Source organism: Acidobacteriota bacterium, assembly GCA_016184105.1.
Taxonomy (GTDB): Bacteria; Acidobacteriota; Vicinamibacteria; order Vicinamibacterales; family 2-12-FULL-66-21; genus JACPDI01.
In genome coordinates, this window is the sequence record JACPDI010000043.1 from 1 (window position 1) to 12,202 (window position 12,202).

Annotated in this window: 17 protein-coding genes; 4 read left to right on the forward strand and 13 right to left on the reverse strand. The window is 67.8% G+C overall.

Going from position 1 to position 12,202, the window contains the following annotated elements; all coding sequences use genetic code 11:
* Positions 1-440: UDP-3-O-acyl-N-acetylglucosamine deacetylase (locus HYU53_15505; GenBank protein MBI2222601.1), on the forward strand; the 440-nt coding region annotated here is incomplete at its 5' end.
* Between the two features lie 149 nt (positions 441-589).
* Here HYU53_15505 and HYU53_15510 read toward each other — a convergent pair.
* Genes HYU53_15510 through HYU53_15525 form a run of 4 tightly spaced genes read right to left on the reverse strand, consistent with a single transcriptional unit; the run spans position 590 to position 3,262 of the window.
* A complete protein-coding gene (locus HYU53_15510) occupies positions 590-1,951 on the reverse strand; it encodes an SPASM domain-containing protein (protein ID MBI2222602.1) in 1,362 nt (453 codons plus the stop codon).
* 1 nt (position 1,952) lies between these two features.
* Complete coding sequence (locus HYU53_15515) at positions 1,953-2,246, reverse strand: hypothetical protein (protein ID MBI2222603.1); 294 nt, start codon at positions 2,244-2,246, stop codon at positions 1,953-1,955.
* 2 nt (positions 2,247-2,248) lie between these two features.
* Positions 2,249-2,590 (reverse strand): STAS domain-containing protein, encoded by a 342-nt coding sequence (locus HYU53_15520; GenBank protein ID MBI2222604.1) that lies wholly within the window; start codon positions 2,588-2,590, stop codon positions 2,249-2,251.
* Positions 2,591-3,262, reverse strand: coding sequence for a sigma-70 family RNA polymerase sigma factor (locus HYU53_15525; GenBank protein MBI2222605.1), 672 nt, complete (start codon positions 3,260-3,262; stop codon positions 2,591-2,593).
* A gap of 62 nt (positions 3,263-3,324) precedes the next feature.
* Here HYU53_15525 and lysA point away from each other — a divergent pair, with 62 nt between their 5' ends.
* A complete protein-coding gene (gene lysA / locus HYU53_15530; GenBank protein ID MBI2222606.1) occupies positions 3,325-4,584 on the forward strand; it encodes a diaminopimelate decarboxylase in 1,260 nt (419 codons plus the stop codon).
* Positions 4,584-5,171, forward strand: coding sequence for a dTMP kinase (gene tmk / locus HYU53_15535; GenBank protein MBI2222607.1), 588 nt, complete (start codon positions 4,584-4,586; stop codon positions 5,169-5,171). Before lysA ends, tmk begins: the two co-directional genes overlap by 1 nt.
* A gap of 18 nt (positions 5,172-5,189) precedes the next feature.
* Here tmk and HYU53_15540 read toward each other — a convergent pair whose 3' ends face one another.
* From HYU53_15540 to HYU53_15580, 9 genes are all read right to left on the reverse strand, one after another.
* Positions 5,190-5,708 (reverse strand): ComF family protein, encoded by a 519-nt coding sequence (locus tag HYU53_15540; GenBank protein MBI2222608.1) that lies wholly within the window; start codon positions 5,706-5,708, stop codon positions 5,190-5,192.
* A 128-nt stretch (positions 5,709-5,836) separates the two neighbouring features.
* Positions 5,837-6,814, reverse strand: coding sequence for a sigma-54-dependent Fis family transcriptional regulator (locus tag HYU53_15545; GenBank protein MBI2222609.1), 978 nt, complete (start codon positions 6,812-6,814; stop codon positions 5,837-5,839).
* Entirely contained in the window at positions 6,798-7,268 is a 471-nt protein-coding gene (gene rsfS / locus HYU53_15550; protein MBI2222610.1) for a ribosome silencing factor, read from the reverse strand. The genes HYU53_15545 and rsfS overlap by 17 nt, the downstream gene beginning before the upstream one ends.
* Positions 7,265-7,927, reverse strand: a complete 663-nt coding sequence (gene nadD, locus HYU53_15555; GenBank protein MBI2222611.1) for a nicotinate (nicotinamide) nucleotide adenylyltransferase — start codon at positions 7,925-7,927, stop codon at positions 7,265-7,267. The genes rsfS and nadD overlap by 4 nt, the downstream gene beginning before the upstream one ends.
* Positions 7,928-7,930: 3 nt before the next feature.
* Complete coding sequence (gene obgE / locus HYU53_15560; GenBank protein MBI2222612.1) at positions 7,931-9,052, reverse strand: GTPase ObgE; 1,122 nt, start codon at positions 9,050-9,052, stop codon at positions 7,931-7,933.
* Positions 9,053-9,118: 66 nt separating this feature from the next.
* On the reverse strand, positions 9,119-9,382 hold the full coding sequence (rpmA, locus tag HYU53_15565) for a 50S ribosomal protein L27 (GenBank protein MBI2222613.1): 264 nt from the start codon (positions 9,380-9,382) through the stop codon (positions 9,119-9,121).
* A 2-nt stretch (positions 9,383-9,384) separates the two neighbouring features.
* Entirely contained in the window at positions 9,385-9,699 is a 315-nt protein-coding gene (gene rplU, locus HYU53_15570; protein ID MBI2222614.1) for a 50S ribosomal protein L21, read from the reverse strand.
* A gap of 144 nt (positions 9,700-9,843) precedes the next feature.
* Positions 9,844-10,677, reverse strand: a complete 834-nt coding sequence (locus HYU53_15575; protein ID MBI2222615.1) for a hypothetical protein — start codon at positions 10,675-10,677, stop codon at positions 9,844-9,846.
* Positions 10,646-10,999, reverse strand: a complete 354-nt coding sequence (locus HYU53_15580) for a tetratricopeptide repeat protein (GenBank protein ID MBI2222616.1) — start codon at positions 10,997-10,999, stop codon at positions 10,646-10,648. The genes HYU53_15575 and HYU53_15580 overlap by 32 nt, the downstream gene beginning before the upstream one ends.
* Before the next feature lie 371 nt (positions 11,000-11,370).
* Here HYU53_15580 and dprA point away from each other — a divergent pair, with 371 nt between their 5' ends.
* Entirely contained in the window at positions 11,371-12,192 is an 822-nt protein-coding gene (dprA, locus tag HYU53_15585) for a DNA-protecting protein DprA (protein ID MBI2222617.1), read from the forward strand.
* Positions 12,193-12,202: the final 10 nt, after the last annotated feature.

Sequence of the window (12,202 nt, forward strand, 5' to 3'; positions counted from 1 at the left end):
ATCATCCACTCCTGCGCCACCAGTCCCGCACGCTTCGCATCAACGAGGAGACGTTCGTCGAGGAGATCGCGCCCGCGCGGACCTTCGGATTCCTGAAGGAGATCGAGATGCTGCGCCAGCGCGGCCTGGCGCTCGGCGGGTCGCTCGAGAACGCGATCGTGCTCGGCGAGACAGGCGTGCTGAACAACGCGCTGCGCTTTGAGGACGAATTCGTCCGCCACAAGATTCTTGATGTGCTCGGCGACCTCGCGCTGGTCGGCTACCCCGTGATGGGCCACCTGGTGGCGCACCGCGGCGGCCACGCGCTGCACACGTCGTTTGCCGCGAAGATCCTCGAGGAACGTGACTCGTGGAAGCTCGTCGAGGCCTCGATCGACCCGGCAGCCGTCAAGGTGCCGGTGCGTGTGCCGGTCACCAGCGCCGCGAGGTTGGCGAACTAGACGAGACAAGAGGCAAGAGGCAAGAAAGGGTCGCGGGAAACCGCGGCCTTTTTGCTTTTGGGCGCCTTTTCGTCAGGTGATGCGTGATGCCGCGACGTCGCAGGCGTTGTCGGCGGGGCCAACGATCCGCTGGAAGTGATCGGACCGGCCTAACGGACGTACAGGGGCTTGTAGGTCACGGGGCTCCCGCACCGCTCGAACCAGTCGATCCCTTCGCTCACGAGGTCGAACTTCAGCCCGTACTTGCCGGGCTGTTCGGGCGCCGGTACTTCGATGGTGACGTCGGTCTCGTCGTTCGGCCCGAGCGACCTGGGCAGCCACGCGCGGGCGTGATCGAGGTTGAGGAGCGCGCCGTCGGCCGCGCAGAGCTGCGCGCCGAGGCGCACGAGGCGGCGGCCGGAGGTGTTCTGCGCCGGGAAGGCGCGGTCCGAGAGGTTCTTCACGCGTGTCCGGACCGTGATCGCCCGCCCGGGACGCGCGAGGAGCGGCACGCCGGGAATCAGCGTCCGCACGTCGATCCGCGCCCGCGGCGTCGCGCCGGGGATCGCGTTGCCGAGCCCGTTGTTGTCCCACACTTCATGCTCGATGCGCCGGTAGTCCTCCGTCCCGGGGACGAAGCGCTTCGAGTACATGTTTTCAGGATGGTCGGTCAGCTCCCAGCACAGGCGATCGACGCCGATCTCCGCCGCCATCTTTCGCGCCAGCTCCATCTCCGCATCGCTGTCGTTGTGCGTGAAGAGGATGTAGCGCCAGTTCACGAACGGCACGTCCACGCCCGTCCTGCGCTTCTCGTCCATCGCCGCCGCGAGGTGGCGCATCGCCTTCGCGAAATCCCCGCGCTGGCGGTAGGCGGCGTACGACTCCGGCGTGGCGCCGTCGATCGAGAAGGTCACCTCGTCGATGCCGCTGCGGACGAGCCGCCGCGCCCCCTCCTCGCTGAACGCGAGGCCGTTGGTGCTCGTGTACAGGTAGATGCGCGGGAAATTCGACTTGATGTACTCGCACATCTCGAGGGCGCGCTTGTGCAGGAACGCCTCGCCGTAATTGAAGAAGTCCACGCGGCCGAGCGAGGGCCCGGCCTCGTCCATCACGCGCGTGAACAGCTCGAAGTCGAGCATCCCCGCGTTGCGCGTGCGCGTGATGCCCGTCTCCGGCGCGCAGCACGCCTGGTTGCAGGAAATATTGCAGGCCGCCGTGCACTCGATGTAGAGCCGCGAAGGCAGCGCGCCCACGCCTGGATCGCGCTGCGGCGGCGGCTGGTCCTTTCCGAGCGGCAGCTTCAACGGGCAGTCACCGCAAAACTTCGAACCGCCCCCGTTGAGGTCCGCGCGGAGCCGCGTGGCGGCTTCCCCCGTCCAGATGTCGCCGACGCCGGCGCTCTTCACGTCGCCGAGCACACGCGTGCCGTACGGATCGGCGCACCCGCACACCATGCGGCCGTCGCACAGCATCACCATCGTGCTCCACGGCCAGGAGCACGTGAACCGGGTCGCCAGGTAATTCAGGGACAAGCTATTCGGATTCGGTTTCCGGGGCTTCTTCGGTTTCCGCGAGCCTGCGCACGTACGCGCTGAGGCGTTCGTTCTCGTACGACACGGTGTTCAGGAACAGGCTTTCGGCGAGGTACTGGCGCCGCTCGTCATCGCTCATGGCGTTGATGACGTGCTGGATCTCGCGCACCATGTCTTCGAAGGAGCGGTCGAGCTCCTTGCGGAGCGTGACCTCGCGGTACAGCGTCTCGAGCAGCGTCAGCAGGTCGCCATCGAGGGGCAGCTCGGCGCCGTCGGTCATCTTGATCGTGCGCATGGCTACGCTCCGAAACTCTTCAGCGCGTTCCCCTCGTCCGGGTGCACTTCGATGAAATTCTGCGCCCCGGTCATCGTCAGCATCGTCTCGACGCGCCGCTGGACGCCGGAGAGCTTGAGCGTGCCGCCGGCGGCGTTCGCCTGGCGATACAGATCCATGAGGCACCCGATCGTGGCGCTGTCCACGTAGCCGACCGGCGAGAGGTCCACGAGGATCTTCTTCTGTCCGGCGGCGATGAGCGACGCGATCGCGGAGGAGAACTCCGACAGCAGCGGGTACATCAGCCGCGACTCGGCGACGCGGACGATCGCGACGCCCTGGGCGTTATCCGTCGAGAGATTCATTCACACACTCCTGTTGCGAACCCCGGGCTGGCGGCGGCCGATCGCGGCGCCAAACGCGGCGCGCCGGGCCTCCAGCGCGCTGGCCGAGGCGGACGAGGACGCGCGCTTGATCTGGCGCGCCAGCTCGAGCCGGCCGCGGTTGATGCGCGATTTCACGGTGCCCTCCGGCAACCCCAGCCGCTCGGCGATCTCCTGGTACGACAGCTCGTGGAGGTCGCGCAGGACCACGGCGGTCTTGAGCGTCTCGGGGAGCTGGTCGAGCGCGCGGCGCAGCAGCTCCCGCAGATCGCTCTGCTCCAGCTGCTTCAGCGGGCTCGCGTCGGAGGAGGCCGGCGAGAGGTCGGCCATGTCCACCTCGCGCGCGATCGTCTCGCGTTCCTTGCGCACGCTCCGGTAATGATCGATGCACAGGTTCCGCGCGATGCTGATGATCCAGGTCTGGAAGTTGGCGCGGCGGTCGAACGAGTGCAGCGCCTTGAAGATCTTCAGGAAGATGTCCTGCGTCAGATCTTCGGCTTCATCGTGCTTGCCGACGAACTTGTAGGCGACGTTGAAGACCTTCCGCCAGTGCTGGCGGACAATCGTCTCCCAGGCGCCCTGGTTGCCGTTGAGGCACTCCTGGATGAGACTGTCCGGCGTGGCCGGCTGCGTCGCCGGAGAGTCGAACGACATGCTTCAGATCGGGCGGAACGTTTGGAAATCATAACATTTCCCCATAGAATCCGAGAATATCCATGTCAGCGCCTGCCGTTGCGGCCGGATTCCACTACGAGCAGCACGCCCTTGCGTGCGATGGGGTACCGCTGGAGGCCATCGCGGCCGCGGTGGGCACGCCCTGCTACGTGTACAGCGCCGCGTTGATCCGCGAGGCGTACCGCGCCTTCGACCAGGCGTTTGCGGGGTATCCCCACGCACTGCACTACGCCCTGAAGGCGAACTCCACGCTCGGGATCGCCCGGCTGCTGCAGTCGTTGGGCGCCGCCGCCGACGCCAACTCCGGCGGCGAAATCGAGGTCGCGCTCCGTGCCGGGTTCGCACCGGAGCAGATCGTGTTCACCGGCGTGGGCAAGACGCGTGACGAGATCGACCGGGCGGTCGCGCTCGGCGTGAAGGCGATCAACGCCGAGTCGGCCGGCGAGCTCGCGCGGATAGACGAGGCGGCGCGCGCCAGAGGCACACGCGCGCGCGTCGCGCTGCGCGTCAACCCGGACATCGACGCGGAAAGCCACCCGCACATCTCGACGGGTCTCAGCCGGAACAAGTTCGGCCTGCCGGCGCGCGACGCCGTCGCCGTGCTGCGCGACGCCTCGACGCGCGCGGGGCTGGCGATCGCCGGCATTCACCTGCACGTCGGATCGCAGGTCACCAGGCTCGATCCGCTCCGCCGCGCCGCGGACCTCGGGTTGCGCCTCGTCAACGAGCTGCGCGAGGCGGGCGTGAGGATCGAGCATCTCGACCTCGGCGGCGGCCTCGGGATCTCCTACAACGGAAGCCCGGTTCCCACTCCGCGGGAATATGCCGATGCGCTGCTCGCCGCCGTGAAGTCGTCGGGCGTGCCGATCATCATCGAGCCCGGGCGCGCCATCGTCGGACCGGCTGGCGTGCTCGTTGGCCGCGTGGTGGACGTGAAGGCGCAGCCGGGGGGCAAGCACTTCGTCGTGCTCGACACGGGCATGACCGAGCTGATTCGGCCGGCCCTCTACGGCGCCTTCCACCGGATTCTGCCGGTCCGGAAGACCGGCGGGGCCGTCACGAAGGTGGACGTGGTGGGGCCTCTTTGCGAGACCAGCGACACGCTCGGCGCGGATCGCGAGCTGCCGCTGCCGGCGATCGACAGCCTGATGGCCGTCATGGACGCCGGAGCCTACGGTGCGGTCATGGCGTCGGGCTACAACCGGCGGCCGCTCTCGCCCGAGGTGCTCGTCGGCGGCGGCGCCTGGCGCGTGATCCGCCGCCGCCAGACGATCGACGATGTCCTGGCGCTCGAGTCGTGATGGCGCACCTCATCGCCTTCGAGGGGCTGGATCAGAGCGGGAAGGAAACGCAGGCCATGCGGCTGCGCGACGCGCTGCGCGCGCGCGGCCTCGGCGCCGAGTACGTCACGTTTCCCGACTACACGACACCGATCGGCCAGGAGATCGCGCGCGGCCTGCACGGCGAGCGGACGTTCGGGCCCGACGTCATGCAGCTGCTGTTCATCGCGAACCGCTACGAGCGGAAGGACGCGATCGCGGAGATGCTGCGCGCGGGCACGTACGTGATCTGCGATCGCTACCTCGCGTCCAGCATCGCGTACGGCGAGGCGCACGGGCTCGACGCGTTCTGGCTCGCCGACGTGCAGAAGTTCCTGCCGCAGCCCTCGCTGACGATCCTGCTGGACATCAACCCCGAGCACGCAGCGCGACGCAAGGCGACCGGGCGCGACAGGTACGAACGCGACCTGGCGCTTCTCGGCCGCGTCCGCGAGAGCTATTTGCGCCAGGCCCGGCAGCCCTCGTGGGTGCGCATCGACGGGGATCGGGCGAAGGACGAGGTCGCTGCGGCTGTTTTCGCGGCAGTGAAAGTCCTGGGGATCGGTTAGCCGCCGGCACGCCGCGCGCTACAAGGCCCGCGCGGCCGTCACGGCCCGCACCTCTCTCGCGCCCGCCTCCCTCAACACCTTCGCGCACTCGCCCAACGTCGCCCCCGTCGTCGCCACGTCATCGACCACGACAAGGCACCGGCCCGAGAGGGCCGCGCGCTGACGATCGCGCGGCACGACGGCAAAGGCGCCTTTCACGTTGAGCCGGCGCCTGTCCGCGGGGAGATCGGTCTGGCTGGGCGTCGCGCGGACGCGCGCGAGCGCTTCGGCGCAGGGCAGCGGCAGCGCGCGCGCGAGCAGCGCCGCCTGGTTGAAGCCGCGCGCGCGCTGTCGCGACGGATGAAGCGGTACCGGCACGACGAGATCGGCGCCGTGCAGCGCGTCGCCGCAATGCCGCGCGATGAGATCGCCAAGCGGCTTCGCCAGCGATGTTCGGTGCTGGTACTTCAACGCGTGCACGATCGCGCTGAGCGCGCCCGCGTAGACGCCGGCGGCCCGGCAGATCGTGGCCTCCTCGATGCGGAACGGGCTCGCCACGGGCGGTATGCTGCGCCAGCAGGCGGGACAGACGGGGCCATCGAGCGGTTCTTCCAGGGAAACGCCGCACGCGGCGCAGGGCGGGGCGAAGAGGACGGACAGAAGGCAGTCGAGGAGCGCTCTGGCGATTACTCCAACTTGTACCGCTTCCTCTTTTCCCACAGCGCCTTGCGGCTGATGCCGAGCCGCCTCGCGGCGTCGGTCTGGCGTCCCCGCGTCTCGCGCAGCACCAGCGCGATGTACCGGCGTTCGAGCTCCTCGAGGGTCGGCCGATCGTCCGGGCCCGATCCCATGTAGGAGGCGGGGTCCGCGAGCAGATCGATCGGCAGATCCGCGGCGTCGATCACCCCGCGCGCCGGGTCCGCGTCCAGCACCGCGCGCTCGACCACGTGCTTCAGCTCGCGCACGTTCCCGGGCCATCGATACCGGAGCAGCAGCCCCTGGGCCTCGCGCGTCAGCCGCATGGGATCGCTCCCGGCCGCCGCGCACGCCGCCTTCAGGTATCCGCGCGCCAGCGGCAGCACGTCCGCCTTTCGCTCGCGAAGCGGCGGCACGTGCAGCGGCAGCACCCGTAACCGATGGAAGAGATCGTCGCGGAACGCGCCCTGTTGCACCGCCCGTTCGATCCCGTCGGCCGACGACGAGACGATGCGCGCCTTGACTTCGATGACGGCCACGCCGCCAAGCCGCTCCACCCGTTTGTCCTCGACCGCGCGCAGGAGCTTGCCCTGAAGGTCGAGCGGCAGCTCGCCCACGCCGTCGAGATACACGGTGCCCGCGCCGGCCAGCTCGAATCGCCCCGCCTTGGCCGCGGACGCGTCGGTGAACGCGCCGCGCTCGAACCCGAACAGCTCCGCCTCCATGAGACTCGCGGGCATGCCCGCACAGTCGATCTTGATGAATGGATGGCTCCGCCGTGGGCTGGCGTCGTGGAGCGCGTGGGCGACTCGATCCTTGCCCGCCCCCGTTTCGCCGGTGATGAGCACGTTGGCGTCCGCCGCGGCGTAGCGGCGGACTTCCTGGAGCAGGCGGCGCATGGCGCCGCTGCGGGCGATGAGGCGCTCGTCCGCGCCGCGTCGGACGGGGCGCTTATGACGCGCGGGCATCTCCCGGCGCCGGAACCTCGATGCGTTCGGCCTGTCCCCAGAGGCGATCCAGCGAGTAGAACTGGCGCGTTCCGGGCGTGAACACGTGGACGATGAAATCGAAGTAGTCCATCAGCACCCATTCCGCACGGTCGTACCCTTCGACGTGCGTGGGCCGCAGCTTGAGCGCGCGCAGCGCCTCCTGCACGGCGTCGGCGATGGCGGTGACCTGGCGGACAGTGTGGCCGGTACACAGGATGAAGTAATCCGTGAACGCCGACGACTTGCGCAGGTTCAGGACGACCACGTCGGCCGCCTTCTTGTCGTGCGCCGCTCCGATGGCGGCCGTGATCGCAGCGGGAAACTTCACGTGCGACGCGCCGCCACGTGCCACGTGCGAGCCGGCGTTGCCGGCTTTCTTGCGAGCGATCGTCTGTTTCGCGGTCGTCTTCTTCTTGCGTTCAGTTGTCGTCATGCACGATACAAGCCGTGCCGGAGAGCATGGTCCTCGACGGCGGCCGGCACGCGGCCCTCGAGCGACTGTCCCGACGCGAGCCGCTGCCGCACGTCAGTGGACGATACATCCGCCGTACGCGTTTCTACCAGTAGAATCGCCGGTTCCGGCGGCACGGGGCCCCACAGCACATCAACCATCCGCGGCGCGAGCTGGGGCAGCCGCTCGCGCAGTTCGGCGACGGGCCACCCGGGGCGGGAGACCACCACGAAATGCGCCAGGTCGAGAATCGCCGGGTAGTCGCGCCACGTGGCAATTTCCGCGAACGCGTCGGCGCCCGTCAGGAAGAAAATCTGCGATCGCCCGCCGCTCGATTCCGCCACGCGGCGCAGCGTCAGCGTCGTGTACGACGGCCCTTCCTGCATCAACTCGAGGTCGCGCGCCCGCAGCCAGGCCGCGTCCGGCTGCGCAGCGGCGGCGAGCGCGACCATCGCGAATCGATGGAACGGGGACGCGGCCGGCTGCGTCCGGTGCGGGGGGACGTTGACCGGGACAATCCAGACCTCGTCCAGCTTCAATGCGTCGTGCGCCGCGCGCGCGAGGTCGAGGTGGCCTTGATGGATCGGATCGAACGTCCCGCCAAGAATGCCGATGCGCGCGCGGGGAGTGTCGATCGCCATGAGTCAGGGACGCGCCAGCTCGCGCGGCGCGGCGGCGTCGACCTCGCGCCACATCGCCTCGAGCAGAGGCGCGAGACCCTCGCCGGTGACCGCGGAGATCTTGAACAGCGGGATGCCCCGCTCGCGCAGGTGCGCCTCGAGCCGCGACAGGCGCTCCGGCTCGTCGAGCGCATCCATCTTGTTGGCGGCGGCGAGCCGCGGCTTGCCGGAGAAACGTGGACTGTCAGCGGAAAGTGGGACAGTCACACTTTCCTCGTGGGCAGGTCCGGAAAGTGTGACTGTCCCACTTTCCGCTGGGCCACCTTTCTCATCGTACCGGTCCAGCTCCCGCTGGATCACCTCGAAGTCTTCCACGGGATCGCGGCCTGACGCGGACGACACATCGATGACGTGCACGAGCACCTTCGTGCGCTCGAGATGAGACAGGAACTGGTGGCCGAGGCCGGCACCTTCGTGCGCGCCTTCAATCAGCCCCGGCACGTCGGCGACCACGAAGCTGCGATCGCCGCTGAGGCTGACGACACCGAGATTGGGCGTGAGCGTGGTGAAAGGATACTCGGCGATCTTCGGGCGCGCGGCGGAGATCCGCGAAATGAGCGTCGACTTGCCCGCGTTCGGGAACCCCACGAGGCCGACATCCGCGAGCAGCTTCAGCTTGAGGCGAAGCTGCTTGACCTCGCCCGGCTCGCCGGGCTGCGTCTTACGCGGCGCGCGGTTCGTGGACGTCGCAAACTGCGCGTTGCCCAGGCCGCCGCGGCCGCCACGCGCAACGAGCACGCGCTGGCCCGGTTCGGTGAGATCCGCGATGCGTGCAAACGATCCTTCAGCGGTCTTCTCGTAGGCCACGGTGCCGACCGGCACTTCGAGCTCGAGATCGTCACCCTTCGCGCCGCTGCGGTTGGAGCCCTCGCCGTGGCCGCCGCGCCTGGCTTCGAACTCGGGGTGGAAGCGGTAGTTGACGAGCGTGTTGTGGTGGAGCGTGGCGACGAGATAGACCGATCCGCCGGGTGCCCCGTTGCCGCCGTCGGGGCCGCCGCGCGGGATGAACTTCTCGCGGCGGAAGCTCAGGGCGCCACGGCCGCCGTCGCCCGCCGCGACCTTGATGTCGACTTCGTCGACGAACACTGGGGGTTCGCTGGAGTGGTCAGTGATCAGTGGTCGGTGGCCAGTCTGACCACTGACCACTGGCCACTACTGGTTTTCTACCGGATGCACACTGATGAACCGCCCGCGCGAGCCGTGGTCCTCGAACTTGACCCGCCCGTCGATCTTGGCGAACAGCGTATCGTCCTTGCCGAGGCCGACGTTCAGCCCGGGGCGGAACTTGCGGCCGCGCTGCCGCACGAGAATCGACCCGCCGGTCACGACATTGCCGTCGTGCCGCTTTACGCCGAGCCGCTGCGAGTTGCTGTCGCGCCCGTTGCGCGACGATCCCTGTCCCTTCTTATGTGCCATGGCTACACCTGGATATCCTTGATCCGCACGCGCGTCATCGTCGCGCGGTGGCCTCCCGACTTGCGGAAGCCCTTGCGGCGCTTCTTCTTGAAGATGCGGATCTTCGGGCCGCGCGACTCGCCCTCGACCACCGCGACAACCTTCGCGTTGGCGACAAACGGCGCCCCGGCGGTCACTTCGCCACCGTCGCGGGAGACCAGCAGCACCTGGTCGATCGTGATCTCATCGCCGGGCTGGAAATCCACCCGGTCAACTTCGACGATGGCTCCGGGGCCGACCTTTAGCTGGCGGCCACCGCTCTTGATAATCGCGTACACGGTAACTCTCCCTGCAGGAGGTGGAAACAACAGAGTTTATCACGTCCGGGCCAGGGGCTGAAAGACCCAGGGCCAAAAGGACCCGCATCTGGAGCATTTCCGGCCTTCGGCCTTGAAAGCTCCCGTGCGCCCTTCGGCCGTGATCTACTTCAACAGCACGCGTGTCCCGCGGATCTTCTGCGTCGACAGCGTGCTGAGGAAGCTGGGCAGAATCTGGTCCATCAGCTCGAAGTAGGAGGAGAGCGCCGGCGTGTTCTGCTGCGGGCTGTAGAGGCGCTCCTCGCGGAACCGCTCCGAGTAGAGCACCGTGCCGGTGCGCCCGTCGATGAAGACGAACTTCGGCTGCAGGATGTACCCCTTGCGCTCCATGTAGGCGCGAACGGGCTCGACGCGCCGGCGCCCGAAGCTGTCGTAGAACTCGCGCTCGCGCTGGACGATGCCCGCCTTCGAGTGCGGCACGAAGAGAATGGTACCGGTGATGATGAGCGGCTGCTGGTATTCCTCGCCGATCTTCTTCCAGTAGCTGACATCGGCGAAGATCCGCTCGTACTGTTCGAGATCTTTCTCGTTTTTGATCTTCGGCTCTTCTTGCCTGGTGGTCTGGGCCTGCGGCGCCGGTTGCGGCGACGCCTCCTGGCCGTCAGCGGCCGGAAACGAGACGGGAGCCAGCGGCGCGACGGAGCCCACGCCGTCGCGCTCGTTCAGGATCGAGAGCAGCGGCAGCGCGTCCGCCTCGATCACCTTCAAATTCGACTTCGTGCGAAGCTGGCTGCGCAGCAGGCGGACGGTCTCCTGGTTGGCGTCCACATCCTCGGTGCCGCCGGCGACGAAGCCCGCGACGAGGACGCGCTGGAACGCAGAGACGTCCAGCTTCGGCTGGATCGGTGTTTCGATCGGGATTTCGTAGAAGCTCGTGCAGGCCGCGACCACCACGGCAAACGCGAGACTAGCGAGCAGGCGGACGGTTCGCGCGGTCATTGATTTCTTTGAACAGCTCGTAGTTCTGCTTGATGAACAGGTTCTTCGAATCAAGCGCGAGCGCCTTCTCGTACGCCTTGCGCGCTTCAGCGAAATTGCCCGCCTGCTCGTAGGCAATCGCGAGGTTGTTCCACGCGGCCGCGTAGCCGGGATCGAGCTCCACCGCCTTCTGCCAGCGATAGAGCGCCTCTTTCCAGAGTCCCTTCTGCGCGACGGCGATCCCGAAGTCCACCTGCGCCTTGGCGTTCTTCGCCTCTTCGGCGTCGATCGCCACCGGGAGAAGAACCAACGCCGAGAGCAGAAATACCAGCGTCTTCCTCATCGAGAGGTCTCACTATACGCGGCTGCCCAGGGGCGGACAAGCGGTTTCCGCCCCGGGAATAGCCCATGTTGAGCAACGGTCGTACCAGGCGACGCAGCAAAAAACGCCAGCAATTTCGCGTATCGCGTGGGCAGAATCCGTAACCGCTTACGCGATGCGGCGCCAGCGCGTTGTGGAATCGTCCACGGGACCAGACACTTGCGGGCTCGCACGCCAACCGGGCCTCGAGGTACGTGCCTTGCCATCATCGCCGCCCGTCGCCGTTATTCCATATGACGCACCGGAACACTCCATCGACCCCGTCCGGCTCACCCTCTGGCCCTGCCCCGCCTGTCCGCTCGGTCTATCTGCACGAGGCCGGCTATCCCGCCTTGCTGCGTGAGATTCCGGATCCTCCCGACGAGCTGTGGGTTAGCGGCGACCTGGCCGCGCTCGAGGGACCCTGCATTGCGGTCGTGGGATCCCGGGCGGCGTCTCAATATGCGATGGAGATTTCCGCTGCTCTTGCTTTCGACCTCGCGGGCCGCGGAATGGTCGTGGTCAGCGGGATGGCGCGCGGGGTCGATGGGGCGGCCCATCGGGGCGCGCTCGAGGCGGGCGGGCGAACCGTGGCGGTTCTGGGGTCGGGCCTCAACGTTCCGTACCCCTCGGAACACGCCGGGCTGATGGAGCAGATTGCCGGCACGGGCGCGGTGGTTTCGGAGCTGCCGCCGGACGCCCCGCCGCTGCCGCACCATTTCCCGCTGCGAAACCGCATCATCAGCGGGCTTTCGCGGGCCGTGGTCGTCATCGAAGCGGGCGAGAAGAGCGGGTCGCTCATCACTGCCAGATGTGCCCTGGAGCAGGGCCGGGAGGTGATGGCGGTGCCTGGAAACGCCCTGAGCGGGCGGAACCGGGGCTCGCACGCGCTCCTGAAGGACGGGGCAAAGCTCGTCGAGGGAGTTGACGATATTCTGGAAGAACTCGGCTTCTCCCGGCCGGGCCCTGCGTCAGTTGCCGACCCTAACCCGTTGCTGCATAATGGTTTGATCTCCACCCTGCAGCCTGGCGAGACGTACGGGCTGGACGAGCTGGCCGAAAGCAGCGGCCTCCCGGCGGCGGATTTACTGCCCCGGTTGCTCGAGCTGGAGCTTCGAGGGCTCGTCGTCCGCGTTCCCGGCGGCCGGTTCGCGCGGGTGTGCAAAAGAGTGTAAGGTTCAATTT

Bases quoted from the DNA above. Each gene is read 5' to 3' on its own strand.
- HYU53_15515 (MBI2222603.1), bottom strand. From the start codon at position 2,246: ATGCGCACGATCAAGATGACCGACGGCGCCGAGCTGCCCCTCGATGGC.
- HYU53_15520 (MBI2222604.1), bottom strand. From the start codon at position 2,590: ATGAATCTCTCGACGGATAACGCCCAGGGCGTCGCGATCGTCCGCGTC.
- HYU53_15525 (MBI2222605.1), bottom strand. From the start codon at position 3,262: ATGTCGTTCGACTCTCCGGCGACGCAGCCGGCCACGCCGGACAGTCTC.
- lysA (MBI2222606.1), top strand. From the start codon at position 3,325: ATGTCAGCGCCTGCCGTTGCGGCCGGATTCCACTACGAGCAGCACGCC.
- tmk (MBI2222607.1), top strand. From the start codon at position 4,584: ATGGCGCACCTCATCGCCTTCGAGGGGCTGGATCAGAGCGGGAAGGAA.
- HYU53_15545 (MBI2222609.1), bottom strand. From the start codon at position 6,814: ATGCCCGCGCGTCATAAGCGCCCCGTCCGACGCGGCGCGGACGAGCGC.
- rsfS (MBI2222610.1), bottom strand. From the start codon at position 7,268: ATGACGACAACTGAACGCAAGAAGAAGACGACCGCGAAACAGACGATC.
- nadD (MBI2222611.1), bottom strand. From the start codon at position 7,927: ATGGCGATCGACACTCCCCGCGCGCGCATCGGCATTCTTGGCGGGACG.
- rpmA (MBI2222613.1), bottom strand. From the start codon at position 9,382: ATGGCACATAAGAAGGGACAGGGATCGTCGCGCAACGGGCGCGACAGC.
- HYU53_15575 (MBI2222615.1), bottom strand. From the start codon at position 10,677: ATGACCGCGCGAACCGTCCGCCTGCTCGCTAGTCTCGCGTTTGCCGTG.
- HYU53_15580 (MBI2222616.1), bottom strand. From the start codon at position 10,999: ATGAGGAAGACGCTGGTATTTCTGCTCTCGGCGTTGGTTCTTCTCCCG.